This is a genomic window from Cellulomonas xiejunii, assembly GCF_024508315.1.
Taxonomy (GTDB): domain Bacteria; phylum Actinomycetota; class Actinomycetes; order Actinomycetales; family Cellulomonadaceae; genus Cellulomonas; species Cellulomonas xiejunii.
The window spans coordinates 4,158,952-4,179,219 of the sequence record NZ_CP101987.1 but is presented as its reverse complement, the minus strand read 5'-3'; the positions used below and the strand labels follow the sequence as shown (position 1 = coordinate 4,179,219).

The window sequence follows — 20,268 nt, the reverse complement described above, 5'->3', positions numbered from 1 at the left end:
GCGGTGTCGTCGGGCCCGGTGGAGCCGGAAAGCGCCCGTCCGGGCGGCCTGAAAGGCCCGGACGGGCGCGGTCGGCCGTCGAGCCGGCTCCGCCGCGGCTGCCGCGGGCGGGCGGACCGTTCGTTCTCCGCCGCGACCTTGTGCCCGCGGGAGTACTCGCGGGGGCGTCAGCGCTGCCCGGCCCTGTTTCGGGTCGGCCCGACCGGGTCTTGGGTCGAAGGCTCGGCTCGACCGGTCCTGGGTCACAGGGTCGACCCGACCGGTCCCGGGTCGGAGGCTCGGCAGGTCCCGGGTCGGCCTGACCGATCCTGGTCGTCCTGACCGGTCCGGGTCGCCCGCGACCAGGACCCGACCGACTCAGGCCTGCTCGGCGGCGAGCAGCTCCTCGACGGCCTCCTTGAGCACGGCCTTCGGCCGGGCGCCCACGAGGCTGTTCTCCATCTCGCCGTTGGTGAAGAACGCGATGTACGGGATCGACTGGACCTTGAAGTCCTCGAAGAGACCAGGGTTGGCCTCCGTGTCGACCTTGACGAACTTCACGCGTCCCGCGTACTCGTCCGAGAGCTCCTCGATCACGGGCGCGACGAGCCGGCAGGGCCCGCACCAGCTCGCCCAGAAGTCCACGACCACCGGCACGTCGCTGCGCAGCACCTCGGCCTCGAACGTCAGGTCGGTGACATCGGTCGTGCTCATCGCTGGACCCCCGTGCTCTCCTCGGTCACGAGCGCCGATCCCGGCGAGACGGGGTCGACGACGTCGGTGAGCCCGGCCAGGTAGTGCTGCGCGTCGAGCGCGGCCGAGCACCCGGAGCCCGCGGCGGTGATCGCCTGCCGGTACGTGTGGTCGACGACGTCGCCGCACGCGAAGACACCCGTGAGGTTGGTGCGCGTCGAGCGGCCCTCCACCTGCACGTAGCCGTTCTCGTCGAGGTCGACCTGCCCGACCAGGAGCTCCGTGCGCGGGACGTGTCCGATCGCGACGAACAGCCCGCCGGCCGCCACCTCGCGCGTCTCGCCCGTCACTGTGTCCTGGAGCGTCACACCGGTGAGCTTCTCCTCGCCGTGGATGGCCACGACCTGGGAGTTCCACGCGAACGAGATCTTCGGGTCCGCTGCCGCGCGGTCCGCCATGATCTTCGAGGCTCGGAGCTGGTCGCGGCGGTGGACCATCGTCACCGTCTTGCCGAACCGCGACAGGAACGTCGCCTCCTCGACCGCGGAATCACCGCCGCCGACGACGAGGATGTCCTGGTCGCGGAAGAAGAAGCCGTCGCAGGTCGCGCACCACGAGACGCCGCGGCCGGACAGGCGCTTCTCGTCCGGCAGGCCGAGCTCGCGGTACGCCGACCCGGTCGCCAGGATCACGGCACGGGCACGGAAGACGTCGCCGCCGCCGGTCGTGACGACCTTGATGTCGCCGGTCAGGTCGAGGGACGTCACGTCGTCCCACAGCACCTCGGCGCCGAACTTCTCCGCCTGCTTCTGCATCGAGTCCATGAGCTCGGGGCCCTGGATCCCGTCCGGGAAGCCGGGGAAGTTCTCGACCTCGGTCGTGTTCATCAGCGCACCACCCGCCGTCACCGACCCGGCGACGACCACGGGCGCGAGGCCGGCCCGCGCGGCGTAGATGGCGGCCGTGTAACCGGCCGGTCCGGAGCCGACGACGACCAGGTCGCGCACGTCGGTGGGGGTGGGCTGGACGGCGGGTTCGGTCACAGGGTGCCTCGCTGGGTCGGTCGACGTCGCCGGGGCGACGGGGCCGCAGGACGGCCCGGGATTCTGGATCGTGCAACCGATCGTAGGGTGCTTCTGTTCCCCGCCGCGGACCGCGTCCACCGGTTCGCCCCCGTGCTCAGGAGACGGTGATCTCCGTGACCTCGATGCGGAACTGACCTGCGGCGTTGGTCGGCAGCTCGGTGAAGTACAGGACGAGCGTGGACGCCTGTACCGGCTCCGTGAACTCCAGCACCGTCGACTGGCTCAAGGTGCTCGAGGCCAGCAGCGGTCCCTCCGTCGGGGTCGCCGCCGTGGTCGCGCGCACCTCGACGTTGCCGCCGGTGCCGTTGACGTTGATGGTCACGCCCGAGACCGTCGCCTCCTGGGCGAGCGTGAGCTCGAGGCCCATGCCCTCCTTGAGGCCGGCGAAGTCAGGGCGGTTGTACGTGTAGGAGAACCAGAAGGTGCTCGGGTCGCCGTCGATGGCGAGCTCGACGTTCTCGACCCGTTCCCCGAGGGGGTCCGTGGGATCGAAGGTCCGGATGGAAGCGATCGCCGGTGGGGCGGCGTCCTGCGGCGCGTCGGTGGGCTCCGCGGCGACGGGCGGCGCGGCGTCGTCGGTCGCCGCCGGCTCCTGCTGGGTCGTCTCGTCCGCGACCGGGGCGCGGTCGCCACCGGGGGCGTCGAACAGTGCCCGAGCGGCGAACACCAGACCGATGAGCACGACCACACCGACGATCACGAGCACCAGTGCCGTCGGGTCGAACCGCCGGCGCGGTTCGTCGTCCTCGACGAACGAGAACGGGTCGTCGGCGAAGCTGCCGACGCCGTCGTCCCAGGGCTCGGGAGCCGGGGCGACGGGCGGCAGGGTCGCCGGGACGACCGGGGTCGGCACTGCGCCGGCCGCGCCGGTGGGCAGCACACCCGTCCGCTCCACACGCCCGGCGGGGATGCCGCTGCGCGCAGGGATGGCCGGGGGCGGTGTTCCGGGGCGCGGCGTACCGGCCGGGAGCTCGTCGAACGCGGTGCGCACCGACTGCCGTGCGACGCGCACGGGTGCGGTGGGCCGCTCCGGCTGGTCCGCCGCGGCGGCTGCGACCGCGGCACCTGCGGCGACGGCACCTGCCGCCCCGCCGCGCCCGCCGGCGTCGTCCGCAGCGCGACCGATCCGGATCTCGCCCCACGGCTCGAGCTCGTGCACGACGTCGCCGGGCGAGTGCGGGCCGTCGTCGTGGGGACCGAAGGTCACGGCGCACAGCGTGTCGAGGTCGTTCGGGATGCCGGGCTCCAGCTCACCCGGGGGCACGGGGAAACCGTCGAGCACCGGCGCGGCCTGCACTCCCGTCATCCGGGGGTCGTCGCGACCGGCGGGCCAGCGGCCCGTCAGACCCGTGTACAGCAGCCGCACGAGGTCGACCGCGTCGGTGCGGCTGGTCGCGTGGGCGTCGCCCTGGCCGGCGCCGAGCAGCGCGGCGTCGATCGCGAGCCCTGACACGAGCACCCGACCGTCGGCGGACACGTGCACGACCGACGGCCGTAGCGCCAGGTGGTGGACGCCACGGCGCCGGGCGACCTCGAGAGCGGCGGCGGCCTCGCCGACCACGGCACGCGCCTGGTCCGGCGTCAGCGGGCCCCGCTCGACCAGCTGGGCGAGAGACGCACCGGTGATCTGCTCGGAGACGACGTACCCGACGCCCTCGTGCATGCCCACGTCGAGCACGCGCACGAGCCGTGAGTCCGTGACGAGAGCGGCGCGGCGGGCGGCGTCCAGAGCGGGCGCGACGGCCCCGGACTGCAGCACCCGGACCCGCACGGGGCGGTCGAGGATCTGGTCGGTGGCGCGCCACACGGACACGCCGTCGAGGTCCGACGGCAGCGGGTCGACGACCCGGTAGCGCCCTGCGAGCACCGTGCCCCGGCCGACATCTTCCGTCACCGCGCCACCTCCATACCCGCCCCGACACACGGACCTGCGGTCGCAGGCCCGTGTGTGCATGCTAGACGGCCCGGGGTCAGCGCCGCCCCCGCACGCGTCGCAGGACCGGTCCCAGCAGCTGGTCCAGCTCCCGCACGTGCAGCAGCCGCAGCGCCGCCAGGTACGCCAGGCCCATGACCGCACCGACGACCGCGCACTGCAGGACGGCCCCGGTCACGCCCCCGGGACCGTATGCCCGGACGGCGACCAGCGTGCCGTAACCGAGCCCGGCCGCGACGAGGGCAGCCAGTCCTGCGCGCGCGTGGGTGCGCAGGACGTGCGCGGCGTCGACGCTCCCACCGAGGCGGCCGCGCAGGGCACGCATCGCCAGGAGCGTGCCCACGACGTACGACACGCTCATGGACGCACCTGCGCCGACGACCCACGAGCTGCTCGGCAGCAGCGCCCGGCCCAGCAGCGTGCCCCCGGCCACGACCGCCGCCATGACGACCTGGATGGGCACCATGCCCTTGGCGTCCTCGTACGCGTAGTACACGCGTTGACACATCGACCAGGCGCCGAAGGCGGGCAGCCCGACGGCCATCGCGACGACGATCGGAGCGATGGCGTCGACGACCCCGGCCGGCTGGGAGAGCGCGAAGAGCCGCACGACGGGCTGCGCGAGCACGACGAGGCCTGCAGCCGCGAGCAGCGTGAACACCGCGACGACGCGCATCCCCGAGGACAGGCTCGTCCGGACGCCAGCGACGTCGCGGTCGTGGGCCTGCGCCGACAGTCGCGTGAACAGGGCGGTCGCGAGCGACACCGTGACGAGGGAGTGCGGGACCATGAACACCGTGAACGCCAGGTCGTAGGCGGCGTTCCCGGCGATGTCGCTGCTGGGCGAGAGATCCTGGCCCGGTGCGGCCATCGAGACGCGCGACACGATGACGTACCCGAGCTGGCCGATCGCCAGGCCGACGAACGTCCACTTCGCGACGTCCCCGGCACGCCCGAGCCCCGACCCGCGCAGCCCCCACCGCCAGCGGTAGGTGACGCCCGCGCGCCGCAGGAACGGGATGAGGACGAGCGCCTGGCACACGATCCCCAGGGTCGCGGAGCCGCACAGCAGCGCGACCTGACCCAGGGTCCAGCCCGAGGCCGCCGGCAGCTCGTCGGACGGTCGGACGAACAGTGCCCAGAAGAGCCCGAAGCCCGCGATGGACACGATGTTGTTGACGATGGGCGCCCACATGTACGGGCCGAAGGAGCCGCGGGCGTTGAGCACCTGCCCGAGCAGCGCGTACACGCCGTAGAAGAAGAGCTGGGGGATGCACCAGTACGCGAACGTCGTCGCGAGCGCCAGCTGGGCCTCGCTGGGGGACTCGCCGTACAGGCGGACCAGTGCGGGGGCGGCGAGCGTCAGCGCCACCGTGGCGACGGCGAGCAGCGCGAACCCGAAGCTCAGCAGCCGGTCGACGTACTCCTGACCCGAGCTCCCGCGGTAGGCCCGCACGACCTGCGGCACGAGCACCGCGTTGAGCACGCCGCCCGCGAGCAGCATGTACAGCACGGTGGGCATCTTGTTGGCCACGGAGAACGCGTCCGCAGCCTCGCCCGTGGCACCGATCGCCGCGATCAGGACGATGCTGCGCAGCAGGCCCAGGAGACGTGAGGCGGCCGTGCCGCTCGCCATGATGGCGGCACCGCGGCGCACACCGCCGCGGGATGCGTCCGGCGTGCGCCCGTCCGTACCCGCACCTCGGCCGTCGGCCCCGGCGGGCTCGACCGGGTTCGCCGGGTCGCCGGGCACGTCCTGCGGGTCGCCGGGCGGCGGGGTGGTTCCGCTCACGTGTCGTCACCTTCGGGTGTGCCGCCGAGCACGGGCAGGGGACGGGTGCCGGCGTCGCCGTCCACGCGGCGTGCGCCGCGGCGTGCGCTCTGACCGCGACGCACCGTGCGTGCGACGCCCAGCACGAGTCCGACGGCGAGCAGCGCGCCGACGACGGCGGTCCCCACGGACTCGATGGTCGGGGACGCCCGGAACTCGAACGTCACGGGGTCGCCCAGCGGCGCGCCGTCGGCACTCGTCAGCACGGCCTCCACGACGACGTCGCAGTTCGCGATCGCGTGGACCTGCACGGGCACGACCTCGACGCCGCCGGCGGGGACGAGGACCGTCTCGCTCGGCTCGGTGCGCAGGCACCCCTTGCGGGGCCTGGTCTCCACGCGCACGGACGCGGCCGCAGGCAGGTCGTTGCGGACGGAGAAGCGGACCTCGCTGTACGCGCTGATGCGGTTCTGGTTGCTGGTCGGGGCGAGCGTGAGCCCGACGCGTTTGGCGTCGACCGCTTTGACGACGGCGTCGACGAGCGCCTGACGTCCCGCGGGGTCGGCGCGCCATGCCGTCGCGACCGGCGCGAGGACGGCCGTGTCGACGCCCGTGAGCAGCGTCGCGGCACCCTCGCCGGTGGCGGCGGCGAACGCGACGGTTGCGTTGCGGGCGTCAGCGAGACGCCGCACCTGCTCGGGAGCCAGCGCCTGCGGGTCGTCGACCAGCGCGGGCAGCGTCTCGTGCAGCGCACCGGCGCCCTGGGCACCGAGGAGGGCCGTCAGCGGGGCGGTGCGCGACCAGGGTGCGCCCTGGACGGCGCCGAGGACCGCCTCCACCAGGTCGGGGTCCGGGTCGGCGTCACGCGGCAGCGCGATCAGGACGTGCTGCAGGCCCTCGGCGGACCCGCGTGCCAGCACGGACAGCTCGGCGAGGACACGCTGGACGACGGTGGCGTGGGTGGGATCGGGGACGAGCTGCTCGGGGTGCGTGAGGAGCGTCGTGAGCGTGCTGTCGGGTACGAGCCCCACGAGCGTGCCGGTGGTGGACGTGAGCTCGGTGCGCCCACCCGCCAGGTCGGGGTCCATCGGCAGGTCCTCGGGGGCGAGGACGAGCACCGCCGCCCCGGCCTGTGCGGCGAGGTCGACGGTCGCCTGGTCCGTCGCCGGGCCCGGGGCCCACAGGACGTCGGTCCGGGCGGACAGCGGCCGGCCGCCGTCGATCGCCTCCGAGACTGCCGTGGCGGAGGCGTCCACGGCGGCGTCGAGCATGTCCACCGCGCCACCGTGGGCGAGCGCCGTCAGGTCGGGGTCCGACCACGGCAGCGCGACGACGTCGCGGCCGACAGCCGTGGCGGTGAGCGACCCGGACCATGCGATCTCGGCGTCCGTCCCGGTCCGGGCCGCGGCCAGCAGGGCGGGGTCCACGACGATCGCGACGTCGGGGCTGGTGCGCGCGACGTCGAGCATCGAGTCGAGACGGCCACCGGGACCGACGAGCTCGCCGAGCGTCGGTCCGGGTGCCGTGATGTCGACGCCCTGGGGCACCGGCGCCGGCCCGACGAAGGGCGCCAGCAACGACACCCGGGTCTGCGGGACGTCGTCGTTCTGGGTCGCCCACAGGACGAAGGACCGCTGCAGCCCGACGCGTTGACCTGCAGAGACGGCCTGGACGCTCAACCCGCGGGCGCCCCACGTGTCGGGGCGGTCGAGCAGGCCGACGACGTCGGCGGGGACGGTGACCTCCAGGTCGACGGTCGCGCCCGGCGCGAGCGGGCCCTCGGCGGTCACCTGCGCGACACGGCTGCCCACCCGTCGGCCCGTGAGGGGCTCGTCGAGCCAGCGCTGCAGGTCGTCCCGCGTCCCTGGCCGGATGCGCTCGAGGTGGACGAGCGCGCGGGGGTTGCTGATCTCCTCGGCCGACGTGTTGGTGAGCCGCGCGCGGACGACGAGATTCTGGCCGGGTCGCAGGACGGTCGGGCTGACCTCGGTGATCTGCACACGTACCGGCAGCGCGTCATCGGCCGTGGGTGAGGGTGTCGCCGTCGCAACGCGACCCGGGGCGGCCGTCGCCGCGGGCGCGGCCATCCCGGCGAGCCCGAGCACGGCGGCCAGGAGGACCAGCAGGACCCGGGCCGCGGGCACGCTCGCGGGCCGTCGCCGCGGGGTCGCGGGGCGTCGTGGCAGGCCCGGCACGCGGACGCGCGCACCCATCAGTCGTCGAGGACCGTGAGCGCCATCCCGGCGAGCCGACGCTCGTTCGGGTAGGCCAGACGGTCGGACAGGTCGGCGACCCGAACCCACTCGACGTCCTCGGCCTCCCCGTCGGGGTCGTTCTCGACCGTGAGGTCGCCGTGCAGGGCGCCGAGGAGGAAGTGGTGCACGACCTTGTGCACGCGGTGCTCGTCGCCGGAGAACCAGTAGTCGATCACCCCGAGGCGGCGCAGGATCCGGCCGGTGATGCCGGTCTCCTCCGCGATCTCCCGGACAGCGGCCTCCTCGGGCGTCTCGTCCCCCTCGAGGTGGCCCTTGGGCAGGCACCACTCGAGGCGTCCCGCGCGGTTGCGGCGCGCGATGACGGCGGCCGCGTAGTGACCGTCCTGCCGGGCGACCACCAGCCCGCCGGCCGACGTCTCGTCGACCACGGGCAGCGCCACGGCGTGCGTGCGGGGAGGCATGCGCGCCGGGTCGATCCGCAGCGGGTGCCCACCCGGCGGTGCCGGCACTCGCCCGTGACCGGACGGAGAGGCGGCGGGGGACATGCCGACACTGTAACGACTCCTCCCGGACCGTTCCGGTCGGACGTCCGCGGGCGGTCACGTCCCGGTCACGGGTTGGCGGTCCGTACCGCCCGACGGGACCACGTCATGCCGACGCCGGCGGGACCTCTGGCAGGCTTGGCGGGTGCCCGACCTCCCCGCCGAACCGACCGACGCCCCCACCGACGTCTCCGCCGTCCCGCCCGCCGCCCGACCGGACCCGCCGGCCGTGCAGCAGCTGCGCCGCCGCGCGCTGGAGTCCCTCGCCGTCATGGCACCGGACGCGATCGACCTCGGTGGGCGCTTCCGGGCGGCGGGGTACGACCTCGCGCTGGTCGGCGGTCCGGTGCGTGACGCCTTCCTGGGCCGTGCGAGCAACGACCTGGACCTGACGACGCCGGCGACGCCCGACCAGGCGGAACCGCTGATCGCGGCGTGGGGCGACGCCCACTGGGACATCGGGCGGGAGTTCGGCACGGTCGGCGCCCGGCGCTTCGCCGGACGCCGGGGACCCGGCTCGCAGGACGTCGTCGTCGAGGTGACGACGTACCGCACGGACGCGTACGACCCGACGTCCCGCAAGCCGCTCGTGGAGTTCGGGGACACCCTCGAGGGGGACCTGTCGCGCCGCGACTTCACCGTCAACGCGATGGCGGTGCGCGTGCCCGACCTCGTGTTCGTCGACCCGTTCGACGGCCTGGCCGACCTGGCCGCGGGTGTGCTGCGCACCCCCATCGACCCGCGGCGGTCGTTCGACGACGACCCGCTGCGGATGATGCGCGCCGCGCGGTTCGTCGCCCAGCTGGGCTTCCGCCTCGACGACGACGCCCGCGCCGCGATCATCGACATGGCGTCGCGCATCGAGATCGTGTCGGCGGAGCGCGTCCGCGACGAGCTGACGAAGCTGCTGCTCGCACCGCACCCGCGCGCCGGCCTCGAGGTGCTCGTCGAGACGGGTCTGGCCGACCACGTGCTGCCCGAGCTCCCCGCGCTGCGCCTCGAGATCGACGAGCACCACCGCCACAAGGACGTCTACCAGCACACGCTCATGGTGCTGGAGAAGGCGATCGCGCTGGAGACGGGCCCCGACGGGGAGGTGCCCGGACCGGACCTGGTGCTGCGGCTCGCGGCGCTCCTGCACGACATCGGCAAGCCCCGCACGCGCCGGTTCGAGGAGGGCGGCGGCGTGAGCTTCCACCACCACGAGCTCGTGGGCGCCAAGCTCGCGGCGAAGCGTCTGCGGGCCTTGCGGTTCGACAAGCAGACGGTGCACGACGTCGCGCGTCTCACCGAGCTGCACCTGCGGTTCCACGGGTACGGCGAGGGGGAGTGGACGGACTCCGCGGTCCGCCGCTACGTCACCGACGCCGGGCCGCTGCTCGAGCGCCTGCACCGCCTGACCCGCTCGGACTCCACGACGCGCAACCAGCGCAAGGCCGCGCGTCTGCAGGCCGCGTACGACGACCTCGAGAAGCGCATCGCGACGCTGCGCGAGGCGGAGGAGCTCGCGTCCATCCGGCCGGACCTCGACGGCACGCAGATCATGGAGATCCTCGGCATCCGCCCCGGGCGCGAGGTGGGGGAGGCGTACCGGTACCTGCTGGAGCAGCGGATGGAGCACGGGCCGCTGGGCGAGGAGCGGGCGCGTGCGCTGCTGCTCGAGTGGTGGGCGGCGCGCGAGGCCTGACCAGGGCGTCCGCGGTGCTGACGGCTCACGACCAACCTCTCGGGGCCCCTCGTCGTTGTTGAGGGTGTGACGACGACCAGCGGGAGGGAGTGAGCCGTGGGACGGCACGACGACGTGCTCGACGAGCTCGTGCGTGACCGGTACCCGGCGCTGCTGGCGCGCGCCCGGATGCTCACGCAGGACCCGGTCGCGGCGCAGGACCTCGTGCAGGACGCGCTCGTCGCGACCTTCGCGGGGCGCGCGCGCTTCACGGCCGTGCAGGCAGCCGAGCAGTACGTGCGCCGCGCGCTGGCCACGCGGTACGTCGACGGTCTGCGCCGCCGCGGCCGGGAGCGCGCCGGCGTCGAACGGCTCGCGGCACTGCCCGCGGACGTCGCCCCGGACCCCGCCGACACCCCCACCCGCCTGGCCGACGACGTCGAGGCAGCACTCGGCGCGCTCACACCGCAGCAGCGCGCGTGCGTCGTGCTGCGGCACGTCGAGGACCTGTCGGTGCACGAGACCGCCCGGCTCCTGCACCTGTCCGACGGTGCCGTGAAGCGGTACACGTCCGACGCGGTGCGCGCCCTGGGCGTGCTGCTGGGAGCCCGTCCGCCCGTCGATCCGGAGGTGCCCGTGCACCTCGTGCCCACCCCGGAGGCCCGCCGTGGCTGAGCGACTGCCCGACCTGGCCGATGTGCTGCACGCCGCCGAGGACCAGCGCGCGCGCTCCCTGGCGGGCACGCCGACCGACGACGTGCTCGTCCGCACGCGCGCCGCGCTCGCGGCCGCGCGCCGGCGACGGACCGCGCTCGCGGTGACAGGGGCGGCGGCGTGCCTCGCGCTGCTCGCCGCCGCAGTGCTGACGTGGCAGCCGCGGGGCGACGTGCAGCCGGCGGACCCCGACCCGACGGCGTCGATGGTCGAGGTGCCGGGCGTCGGCCCGCTGCGCCGCGCGACGGAGGACGAGGTGCGCGGTGCGCCGCCGGGCAGCGCGCTCGTGCTGTGGCAGCAGGCCTCGTACCGCGAGACCGAGAGGGAGCCCCGCAGGGCACCCGCCGTCGGCGACCTGTGGTTCCTGCTCGTGGACCCCGACGGCACGGTCCTGCAGGTGGCGCCCGCACCGGTCGGGTACGACGTCCTGCTGTCGTGGGACCGCCCGACGGCGACGGCGGTCATGGCCACCGACGGGGGCACCGGCTCCTCCGTCGTCGACGTGCTCACCGGCCGCGTCGTCGGGGCGTCGGACGAGTGGGCCGGCGAGGCGGCGAGGTCGCCGGACGGCACCCGTGAGGCGCACGTGCTGCACGACTGGGAGGAGGGGATGAGCCTGGTCGTGGGGCCGGTGGGCGGCGCCGACGTCCGTCTCCCGCTGCCTGCGTCCCACTGCTCCTCGGCCGTGTGGCTCGACGACACGCGTCTCGTGCTGTCGTGCGACTGGGACGAGGTCGCCCGGGGCAGCGAGCTGGTGCTCGTCGACGCGGCCACCGGCGCGGAGCTCGAACGGGCGGCTCTCCCGCAGGACGACGCGAACGTGCTCCCCTCGCCCCAGCAGCTCGCGGACGGCACCGTGGTCCTGCCGACCACCGTCCGTGACGGTGACGTGTGCCGGACGCGCGTCGAGCGGCTCGACGGCCTGGAGCGCGTCCCGCTCGGCGAGGTGCCCGTGGGGAAGCTGACCAGGCAGCTGGCGGGCACCGCCGACCGGCTCCTGGCGGCCGGGGCGCCGACCTGCTGGGGGTCCACGGGCCTGGGGGTGTGGTCGCTCGACACGGCGACCGGGGACGTCACCGAGGTCCTGCCGCCCGGCCCGTGGCCCGACGGTCCCTTCGGGATGATCCACTGGGTCGGCTGAGGTTCAGTCGACCCGCACCACCAGCAGGCACACGTCGTCCTCCTGGTGCTCGTCGACCAGGGCGGACGTCAGCGCGTCGCACACCTGGGTCGCGGTCGCGTCGTCCGGGACGGCCGTGAGCGCGGCGGACAGGGCGGCGATGCCCTCGCGCAGGCCGCGGTCGCGCCGCTCGACGAGACCGTCGGAGTACAGGACGACGAACGCGCCGGGCGGCACGTCGGCGGAGGCCTCCGGGACGGTCCCCGGACGCACGGGCGGCAGACCCACAGGTGTGGAGCGGGCGCCGTCGAGCCCGTGGACCTCACCGCCGGGCAGACGCACGAGGATCGGCGGGTGCCCCGCGCTCGCCCACGTCAGGTGCGCGCCCGTCGTCGTGCGCTCCCAGCGGACCAGCACGCACGTCGCGACGTCGGCGACGTCGAGCGCCCGCACCAGGCCGTCGAGACGTTCGAGGGCCTCGCCCGGCCGGTCGCCGCGCCACACCGACGCGCGCAGCAGCGAGCGGAGCTGGCCCATCGACGCGGCGGCACGCAGGTCGTGCCCGACGACGTCGCCCACCGCGAGGCTCACCGCGCCGTCGGGCAGGACGAACGCGTCGAACCAGTCGCCGCCGACCTGCGCGCGGCGCCCCGACGGCAGGTACGACGCGGCCACGTCGAGCCCGCCGACGTCGCCCAGCACCGGCAGCAGGCTGTGCTGCAGGGTCAGCGCGGCGTCCCGCTCCGCGAGGTAGAGGCGCACGTTCTCCAGCAGCACACCGGCGCGACGCCCCAGGTGGGCGGCGGTGACGACGACCTCGCGGTCGAACCCGTCCTGCTCGCGGTGCACCAGGCACAGCACGCCCAGCACCCGGTCACGGCCCGTGAGCGGCACGAGCAGCGCGCTGCCCAGGCCCAGGGACTCCAGCATGCGCAGCTCGGTCGGCGTGGTGCGGCCCGGCAGGCTCGCGACGTCCACCGGCATGGGCATGGGCACGTGGTTCGCGCCCGCGGCCAGGGTCTGCGCGACCCGCGGGGACTGCGTCAGCCACGTCGTGCCCTGCGTCCCCAGGGCGTGCGCCACCGCCGCGTGCGCGGGGTCGGCGGTCACCACGTGCACACGCTCCATGTGCCCCGTCTCCGACGCCATCGCGACGAAGCCCCACATGGCGAGCCGTGGCACCACCAGGTCGGCGAGCGCGTCGACGGCGTCGCCGTACTCCAGGTGCCGGGACAGCTCCTCACCCATGCGGGCCAGCAGCTCGAGGCGGTCCGCGGTGCGGTGCATCAGGGACAGCTCGAGCGTGCGCGCCGCCTCGCCGTCCGCCTCGGCCGTGACGTCGACCTGCACGCCGACGCGGTGCGTGACCTGCCCGTCGGCGTCGCGCAGCTGCGTGATCGCGAGCTGGTTCCAGAACGGGGAGCCGTCCTTGCGGACGTTGAGCAGCACCTCCTGCACGTCGTCACCCCGCGTGAGCGCGGTCCGCAGCCGGTGCACGGCCTCGGGGTCGGTCTCGTCGCACTGCAGGAACCGGCAGTTGCGGCCGCGGACCTCGTCGGCCGTGTACCCCGTCAGGGACGTGAAGGCGGTGTTGACCCAGACCAGTGGGTCGTCGGGCAGGCGCGGGTCCGACACGGTCATGGCGAGCGGGCCGGCCTCGAGGACCGCGCGAGCGAGCGGCTCGGTCAGCACCTCCCGGGGCAGGGGGTTCTCGCCGTCGACGGCGCGCGGTGCGTCGTCGGGGGTGACGGTCGCGGTCATGCAGGTACCTCGACGGGCGTGCCGACGGGTGTCGGCGTGCGCGGGCTGCGCGCGAACGCCACGGCCCCGGCGAGGTAGACGGCGGCCAGCCCCGCGAACAACGGGGGCGACCAGCCCGTGTCGGGCAGCGCGACGGCGGCGAGCGCGGCCGCGCCGACGAACGCGGCGTTGTACAGCACGTCGTACAGCGAGAACGCGCGGCCGCGGTAGGCGTCGGCGGTGTCGTGCTGGACGATCGTGTCGACCGCGATCTTCGCGCCCTGCGCGGCCAGGCCCAGTGCGCCGCCCGCGGCGAGCACGGCGGCCAGCGACACCGTCACGACGAGCACGAGCTGGCTCACCACCGCGAGCAGCAGGCAGAGCACGATCCACACGTGCGGCCCGACGCGCGGGCTCAGCACGGGCGTCAGGACGACGGCGAGCGCGAACCCGACGGCGCTCGCGGCGAGGACGGTGCCGAACGTCGCCAGCCCTGCGCCCACGTCGGCCGGGTCGGACAGCAGGTTGCGGGAGATGAGGATGCTGGCGATGAACACCGCGCCGTAGCAGAACCGGTGCAGCGCCATGATGCCGAGCGCGTAGGCGGGCGTGCGGCGCGCGACGAGGTAGCGGCCCCCGGCGACGAGCCCGCGCGCGAGGTTGCCGAGCGCCTGGCGGATGTGGGCGGTGGGGGTGCGCTCGTCGGGACCGAGCTGGTCGGGTGCCAGGCGCGTGGCCAGGCCGGAGGCGCACGCCATGACGGCGGCCGCCACCACCAGTGCCGTCGCGTCCCGCACGCGTCCCGTGGGCAGCAGCAGCCCGAGCACGAAGGCGAGGGCGCCACCCACACCCGCCGCGGCCGCGCCGAGCGTCGGCGTCAGCGAGTTCGCGGTCAGCAGCAGCGGCCCGTCGACGACCTTCGGCAGCGACGCGGACAGCGCTGCCAGCAGGAACCGGTTGACCGACAGCGCCACCAGGGCGAGCACGTACACCGCCGGCCCCACGCCGCTGGTCAGCATGATCGCCGCGATGACGAGCGTGAGGGCGACGCGCACGAGGTTGCCGTACAGCAGCACCTGGCGGCGGCGCCAGCGGTCCAGCAGCACGCCGGCCCACGGCCCGACGATCGTGAACGGCAGCAGCAGGACCGCGAACGCGGCCGCGACCCCCGTCGCCGTCGACGCGTTCTCGGGTGAGAAGAAGAAGAGTGTGGCGAGCCCGATCTGGAACATCCCGTCCGACGCCTGGCTGACCAGGCGGACAGCGAAGAGCCGGCGGAAGCCGGTGAGGGGCCACAGGGCCCTGAGGTCGGAGATCACCTGCACCTGCCAAGGTTACGTCCCCGCCCCCGCGGGCGACGGAGGACCCCCCAACCTTCCGGGTGCGCTGCTCCGTTCTCCTGTGGGGCGGGCGACACGAGGAGGAGCAGGTGAGCAGGAGCTGGGAACGGCTGCTCGAGGAGGTCGCGCGGGAACGGTACGCGCGGCTGCTGGCGCGTGCCGCGCTGCTCGTGCCGACGCGGTCCGACGCCGAGGACCTCGTGCAGGACGCGCTCGTGGCGACCTTCACGGGGCGCGCCCGGTTCACGACCGCGGCCGAGGCCGAGCAGTACGTGCGGCGGGCGATCGTCACGCGGTCGGTGGACCGGGCGCGGACGGCGGCGGCGGAGCGTCGGGCGCTCGAGCGACGCGGTGCGTGGCCGGTCGCGGAGGACGAGCTCGCGCCCACGGGCCTGGACCACGACGTCGTGGCGGCGCTGCAGACCCTGTCGGCGCGGCAGCGCGCGTGCGTGGTCCTGCGCCACGTCGACGACCTGTCCGTCGAGCAGACGGCGTCCGCGCTCGGGCTGAGCGCGGGCGCGGTGAAGCGGTACACGTCCGACGGGGCCGCGCGCCTGCAGGCCGCGCTGGGCACGCGGGTGGACGACGAGGACACCGTCCCCGTCGAGCTGATGAGCACACCGGAGGTGCGACGTGACTGACCTGGGACACCTGCTGAGCAGCGTGGAGGAGAACGTCGAGCGGGCGCACACCGGGTCCGTGGCCCCCGCCGGGGTGCTGGACGGCGCCCGGAGCACCGTGCGCCGTCGCCGCACGGTGCGTCACGCGCGTGACGGGGCGCTGTCGGTGGTGGCGCTCGTGGCGGTCGGCGGCGTCGTCACGTGGGGCCTGCAGCCGGGCCCGACGTCGACGGGCGTCGCGACGACGTCCGGCCCGACGACGTCCGGCCCGACGACGTCCGGCCCGACACCCGAGGCGACACCCGCCCCGACGTCCGCCGGCGAGCAGCTGTCGCTCGGGGCGCCCGTGCCGGCCGCCGCCCCGCGGGAGGTGCCCATCGCCGACCTCCTGACCTCGACCGGCCCGGGGTGGAGCCTCGCGATCGTCTCCCAGGTGCGGTTGGACGCACCGGCGGTCATGCGCCCCGGCGACATGCGCGACGTCGTGACGCTCGTGTCCCCGTCGGGCGAGCGGACCGCCCTGCTCGACGTGGGCGAGCGGACCATGCTCCACCTCGCCGCCTGGCGCCCCGGGTCGACGACCGCCGTGGCCTCGGTGGCCGTCGGCGACGGCGCGTTCCGGTCGGGGCTGATCGACCTCCTCGACGGCACGCTCACGCCGCTGCCGTTCGAGTGGGAGCACCACCCGCTGGGCCTGACGGCCACGGGGGAGTCCGCGTGGCTGGACGTGCCGATGCCCGCGGAGGTGCGGGAGGCCGTCGAGGCGGATCCCGGGCACGCCTCGCCGGTCGCACCGGGAGCGCTCGTCGCGCTCGACCCCGACCCCTCGTTCGGCCCGCCCGCCACGTCGGGTCCGACCGGCCGGCTGCGGCTCGTGGCCCCCGACGGCGTGGTGCGGGACGGTGGGGACGTGACCCTGCCCCTGCGGCTGCACCCCCTGAGCCCCGACGGTGAGTGGCTCGTCGGCCAGGGGTCCGACCAGGGTCTCGTCGGCGTCGACCTGCGCACGGGTGAGCAGCACCCGGTGGCGGACGCACCCGACGACCCGGCGTGCCGGCTGGTCGGCTGGGCGGACGACCATGCGGTGCTCACCGCGTGCCCCGCGGCGGCAGGTGCCTGGCACCTCGACGCCGTCGACGTGGCGGGGGACGGTGGTGCCACGCGGCTGGCGACCAGCGACGTGCCCGTGCGTGACGCCTGGCCGCTCGGCGACGGGCGGGTCGGCCTGGGGCGCGTCGTGATGCCTGCGCCGTGCGACGTCACGTCCGACCCCGCGGTCCTGGCCGACGGCACGGTCCGGTCCCTCACCGACGGCTGGTCGCCGCACGACCACGGCACGTCGCTGAGCTTCACCGGCGGCGCGGTGTGGACCCACGTCAACGGGTGCTACCCCGGCAGTGGCCGCGCCGACCCGCAGCGCGACGTCCGCGTCGACCTGGCGACGGGGGAGACGACGACCCTCGCGTGGCTCGACGACCGCCGCGACGCCGCCCACGTCGTCGTCGACGAGGACGTGTGGCTGGTGACGCAGGTGACCCTCACGCACGGGCGCTGACCCGGCCGTCCCCCGTTCGGGCGCACCCACAACCGCGGGAAGGCCTGCGGCGTTGTAGCCGTGACAGTGTCGGGCGCGGAAGGTGATGACGATGGCGGGGAGGACGTGAGCCGGGGGTGGGCGCCCGCGCTCGACCGGCTCGTGCACGAGCGGTACGGCGGGCTCGTCGCGTACGCGACCGTGCTGGCCGGCGACCGGTCGGTCGCGCAGGACCTCGTGCACGACGCCCTCGTCAGTACGTTCACCGCGCGCGCGTCGTTCGCCTCCGTCCCGCAGGCCGAGGGGTACGTGCGGCGCGCGATCGCGTCGCGGTTCGGGGACCGCGCACGTCGCGGCGGGCGCGAGCGCACCGCGGTGGTGCGGTTGGCGCACGCCACGCCCGAGGCCACCGAGCTCCGCTCGGACCTGCTCGACACCGACGTCGCCGAGGCGCTGGGCCGCCTGTCAGCCCAGCAGCGCGCGTGCGTCGTGCTGCGCCACCTCGACGACCTCTCCGTGCGGGACACCGCCCGGCTCCTCGGCATCAGCGAGGGCGCCGTCAAGCGCTACGTCTCCGACGGCGTGGCCACGTTGAACGCGCTGCTCGGCACCAGCACCGCACCGGCAGGCGAGACGCTGCCCGTGACGCTCGTGGACCGCGAGGAGGCCCGCCGTGACCGATGACCTGACGGTGCGCCTCGAGCGCGCCCTGAGCACGCAGGAGCAGCACGAGGGCGACCTGCAGCCCGACGCGGCGGCGCTCGCCGGGATCCGGGCGGCCGTCGCCCGTGGCCGCCGTGGCCGCACCACGCAGCACGCGGCCGTCGCGGCAGCGGTCGCAGCCGTCGTCGGCGTCGCCGGGTGGTTCGGCCTGCAGGAGCGCACCGCGCCGCTGCCGGCCCACACCCCGACGCCGTCGCCGACGGTCACACCCGCGTCGACGCCCGACGCCCAGGCGTCCGCCCCCGCGCTCGAGCCGGTGTCGCTGCCCGGCATGCCGCCGATGTACCGGGCACCGGAGGGGATCCTGGAGCAGGCGGGCCCGGGTTGGTACCTCGTGCGCTACGGCTCGAACCTGTACGAGCCGCTGCCGGGCGACGGCGAGCGGCAGTCGATCGTCGTGGCGGCTCCCACCGGTGAGCTGTACCACCTGGTCGACCTCGCCCCGCCCTTCGTCTCGCTCGTGCGGTGGTCCGCGCCGGGTGCCGCGCGCGTCGTCACGAGCGCCGACGGCCGCCCTGGGTCGCACGCGGCGACGGTCGACCTGCTCACGGGGGAGGTCGTCATCGACGACCGGGTGCCGGTGGACACGGAGTGGGTGGGCATGGCCGGCACCGACGAGATCTGGTTGTCCGCGGCCGCGTGGGACGGGTCGACGGGCGGGACCCTGCACGTCGTGCCGCCGGACGGGCCGAGGCGCGACCTCGCGACCTCACTGCTCTCGGCGTCCGTCTCACCGGACGGACGGGTCGGCGCACGACGCTGCTGACGCCCGCGGGGCAGGTGTGCGACGTCGTCGCCTGGCTCGACAGCACGGGCGTCATGGCGTCGTGCGTGGACCGGCACCCGGACGACCACCAGGAGCGCTGGAACCTCGACGAGCACGGTGGGCAGGTCGTGCGTGTCGACACCACCGGCGGGCCGGTGGACGTGCTGACGGCGCTGCACGGCGACGGTGTCGCGCCCTGGGCGGGTGAGCGTGTCCGCGACGGCGTGGTCGTCGCGACCGCCGCGCCTCTGCTCTCCGGCACCCCCGACGCCTGCTACGACTTCTGCTTCGGCGGGGCGTACCTGTGGTCGGGTGGTGACGTGCGTCCCGTGACGTCGGTGGACCTGGGTGACGACGTGTGCGAGGTCCGTGCCGGAAGCTCCGGCCTGCTGCTGCGCACGGGGACCCTGTGCTACGAGGAGACCGGCCGCAACCAGTGGTGGCACGTCGACGAGGCCACGGGTGCGACCCGGCTCGTCGCCCCCGCCGTGGACTCGGAGCTGGGCATCGACGCGTTCGCTCTGGTCGAGCACCCCTGACGTCCCGCTCCGACCCGCTGAGGAGGAGCTCCGGGAAGTGTGAAGCGTTGTTGCCGGAATCCGGCAACAACGCTTCACACTCCTGCCTCACGTCGCCGTGCAGCCGGGGCCGCACGCTGTGACGGTGCCGTGCCAGCCGCGCGAGCGCAGGGCCGTCGCGACCTGACGCGCCGTCTCGCACGGCGTCGAGACGACGTGGCGCCACCGGTAGCGCAGCGTCAGCTCCGCCCGCTCCACCAGCACGGCGTTGTCCCGCCAGACGTCCCGGTCGGTCCGCCCGTGCGGGTGTGCCAGCTGCCCGTCGAGCTCGACCCGGACCCCCCGCCCCTCGAACACGCGGTCGGCGCGCACCCACCGCCCGTCGACGACCTGCCGGACCTGCCCACGCGAGCGCGGTAACCCGTGCGTGCGCTCGACGCGGTCGTACCGGTGCTCGAGAGGTGACTCGACGCGCGCGTCCGGGTCACCCAGCACGGCCACGACCAGGGCACGGTGCCGCTGCCACGGCCGGGCGTCCAGCTCGGCGACGACGCGGGACGGCAGCGCCCCGGCCCGCACGGCGTCGCACACCACACCCACCGCCGCGTCCTCGTCCGGGGCCTCCTGCACCAGGTCCAGCACCGTGGCCTCCCGGCACACGCTGCGCAGACGACCACCCGAGCGCGGCATGACGCGACGGCGTCGGACGTCGAGCCCTGGCTGCGGACGCACCGCCCGGTGCGCAGGCACGCTCACCACGACGCGGGGCCCGGGCGTCGCCACGAACCCGTGGACGACGCCGGCCGACCGGTGCGACAGGGCCGCACCCGGGCCCGCCGCGAGGAGCGCTGCACGCGCGAGCTGCCGCCACGCGAGCGGACCCGACTGCAGCACCACCACTCCGCGGAACACTCGCTGCCAGTGGCCGGCGCGCACCCGGCGGGCGACCACCGACGGGCCGACGCCACCGAGCGCGAGCTGCGCCGTCGTCGCCACACCGTCCTGGCGCACGACGAGCGCCGTCACGGAGGGCGACAGCCGCGTGAGCCCGGGCAGGGTGACGACGCCCACACCCGCACCCGTGCCCGTCGCCCACGCAGGACGGGTCGCCGGCCCGTTCGACCCGCGCGCGCCGGCCGCGGCAGGCCGGGACGCGCCCTCACCCCCCGGCGCAGGTCCTGCCCCGCTGCCCGCCGTCACACCCGCGTCGTCCCGCCGCACGAGAGCACGCTCCCGCACCGGACCCGCCGGCGGGTGCCGTCCGGGACGATCTGTGGACGATGCAGAAAAGTGTGAAGCGTTGCTGCC

The 20,268-nt window shown here is 75.0% G+C and carries 17 protein-coding genes; 8 read left to right on the top strand and 9 right to left on the bottom strand.

The features are described from left to right. Positions 1–357 precede the first annotated feature (357 nt). The 6 genes from trxA to NP048_RS19215 form a co-directional block, all read right to left on the bottom strand. Positions 358–693, bottom strand: coding sequence for a thioredoxin (gene trxA, locus NP048_RS19240; protein WP_227576927.1), 336 nt, complete (start codon positions 691–693; stop codon positions 358–360). Next, on the bottom strand, positions 690–1,715 hold the full coding sequence (trxB, locus tag NP048_RS19235) for a thioredoxin-disulfide reductase (protein ID WP_227576926.1): 1,026 nt from the start codon (positions 1,713–1,715) through the stop codon (positions 690–692). Before trxB ends, trxA begins: the two co-directional genes overlap by 4 nt. Before the next feature lie 136 nt (positions 1,716–1,851). Then, positions 1,852–3,651, bottom strand: coding sequence for a protein kinase family protein (locus NP048_RS19230; RefSeq protein WP_227576925.1), 1,800 nt, complete (start codon positions 3,649–3,651; stop codon positions 1,852–1,854). 76 nt (positions 3,652–3,727) lie between these two features. Beyond that, a complete protein-coding gene (gene murJ / locus NP048_RS19225) occupies positions 3,728–5,482 on the bottom strand; it encodes a murein biosynthesis integral membrane protein MurJ (RefSeq protein WP_227576924.1) in 1,755 nt (584 codons plus the stop codon). Then, positions 5,479–7,674, bottom strand: coding sequence for a DUF6049 family protein (locus tag NP048_RS19220; RefSeq protein ID WP_227576923.1), 2,196 nt, complete (start codon positions 7,672–7,674; stop codon positions 5,479–5,481). The genes murJ and NP048_RS19220 overlap by 4 nt, the downstream gene beginning before the upstream one ends. Then, positions 7,674–8,222, bottom strand: a complete 549-nt coding sequence (locus NP048_RS19215) for an NUDIX hydrolase (RefSeq protein ID WP_227576922.1) — start codon at positions 8,220–8,222, stop codon at positions 7,674–7,676. The genes NP048_RS19220 and NP048_RS19215 overlap by 1 nt, the downstream gene beginning before the upstream one ends. Positions 8,223–8,364: 142 nt before the next feature. Between NP048_RS19215 and NP048_RS19210 the strand changes: the two genes are divergently transcribed. From NP048_RS19210 to NP048_RS19200, 3 genes are all read left to right on the top strand, one after another. Beyond that, the gene (locus NP048_RS19210) at positions 8,365–9,906 is read left to right on the top strand and encodes a CCA tRNA nucleotidyltransferase (RefSeq protein ID WP_227576921.1); all 1,542 of its coding nucleotides are present in this window, start codon (positions 8,365–8,367) and stop codon (positions 9,904–9,906) included. Positions 9,907–10,002: 96 nt separating this feature from the next. Then, positions 10,003–10,560: a sigma-70 family RNA polymerase sigma factor gene (locus NP048_RS19205; RefSeq protein ID WP_227576920.1), complete on the top strand. Its 558-nt coding sequence runs from the start codon at positions 10,003–10,005 to the stop codon at positions 10,558–10,560. Continuing rightward, positions 10,553–11,740 (top strand): hypothetical protein, encoded by a 1,188-nt coding sequence (locus tag NP048_RS19200; protein ID WP_227576919.1) that lies wholly within the window; start codon positions 10,553–10,555, stop codon positions 11,738–11,740. The genes NP048_RS19205 and NP048_RS19200 overlap by 8 nt, the downstream gene beginning before the upstream one ends. 3 nt (positions 11,741–11,743) lie before the next feature. Here NP048_RS19200 and NP048_RS19195 read toward each other — a convergent pair whose 3' ends face one another. After that, positions 11,744–13,480 carry a SpoIIE family protein phosphatase gene (locus NP048_RS19195; RefSeq protein ID WP_227576918.1) on the bottom strand — a complete coding sequence of 579 codons (1,737 nt, stop codon included), beginning with the start codon at positions 13,478–13,480 and terminating at the stop codon, positions 11,744–11,746. Then, positions 13,477–14,784, bottom strand: coding sequence for an MFS transporter (locus NP048_RS19190; RefSeq protein WP_227576917.1), 1,308 nt, complete (start codon positions 14,782–14,784; stop codon positions 13,477–13,479). Before NP048_RS19190 ends, NP048_RS19195 begins: the two co-directional genes overlap by 4 nt. A 104-nt stretch (positions 14,785–14,888) precedes the next feature. Between NP048_RS19190 and NP048_RS19185 the strand changes: the two genes are divergently transcribed. The 5 genes from NP048_RS19185 (at position 14,889) to NP048_RS19165 (ending at position 18,981) form a co-directional block, all read left to right on the top strand. Beyond that, positions 14,889–15,440: a sigma-70 family RNA polymerase sigma factor gene (locus NP048_RS19185; protein WP_227576916.1), complete on the top strand. Its 552-nt coding sequence runs from the start codon at positions 14,889–14,891 to the stop codon at positions 15,438–15,440. Next, positions 15,433–16,974: a hypothetical protein gene (locus tag NP048_RS19180; protein WP_227576915.1), complete on the top strand. Its 1,542-nt coding sequence runs from the start codon at positions 15,433–15,435 to the stop codon at positions 16,972–16,974. The genes NP048_RS19185 and NP048_RS19180 overlap by 8 nt, the downstream gene beginning before the upstream one ends. A 105-nt stretch (positions 16,975–17,079) precedes the next feature. Beyond that, entirely contained in the window at positions 17,080–17,637 is a 558-nt protein-coding gene (locus tag NP048_RS19175; RefSeq protein ID WP_227576914.1) for an RNA polymerase sigma factor, read from the top strand. Further along, positions 17,627–18,442 carry a hypothetical protein gene (locus NP048_RS19170; RefSeq protein ID WP_227576913.1) on the top strand — a complete coding sequence of 272 codons (816 nt, stop codon included), beginning with the start codon at positions 17,627–17,629 and terminating at the stop codon, positions 18,440–18,442. Before NP048_RS19175 ends, NP048_RS19170 begins: the two co-directional genes overlap by 11 nt. 14 nt (positions 18,443–18,456) lie before the next feature. Next, the gene (locus NP048_RS19165; protein WP_256769386.1) at positions 18,457–18,981 is read left to right on the top strand and encodes a hypothetical protein; all 525 of its coding nucleotides are present in this window, start codon (positions 18,457–18,459) and stop codon (positions 18,979–18,981) included. 87 nt (positions 18,982–19,068) lie between these two features. Here the strand turns inward: NP048_RS19165 and NP048_RS19160 are convergent, their stop codons facing one another. Next, positions 19,069–20,031 carry a type IV toxin-antitoxin system AbiEi family antitoxin domain-containing protein gene (locus NP048_RS19160; protein ID WP_227576912.1) on the bottom strand — a complete coding sequence of 321 codons (963 nt, stop codon included), beginning with the start codon at positions 20,029–20,031 and terminating at the stop codon, positions 19,069–19,071. Between the last annotated feature and the right edge of the window lie 237 nt (positions 20,032–20,268).

Coding starts and splice junctions, on each gene's coding strand:
- trxA (WP_227576927.1), bottom strand. CDS start 693: ATGAGCACGACCGATGTCACCGACCTGACGTTCGAGGCCGAGGTGCTG.
- NP048_RS19220 (WP_227576923.1), bottom strand. CDS start 7,674: ATGGGTGCGCGCGTCCGCGTGCCGGGCCTGCCACGACGCCCCGCGACC.
- NP048_RS19215 (WP_227576922.1), bottom strand. CDS start 8,222: ATGTCCCCCGCCGCCTCTCCGTCCGGTCACGGGCGAGTGCCGGCACCG.
- NP048_RS19195 (WP_227576918.1), bottom strand. CDS start 13,480: ATGACCGCGACCGTCACCCCCGACGACGCACCGCGCGCCGTCGACGGC.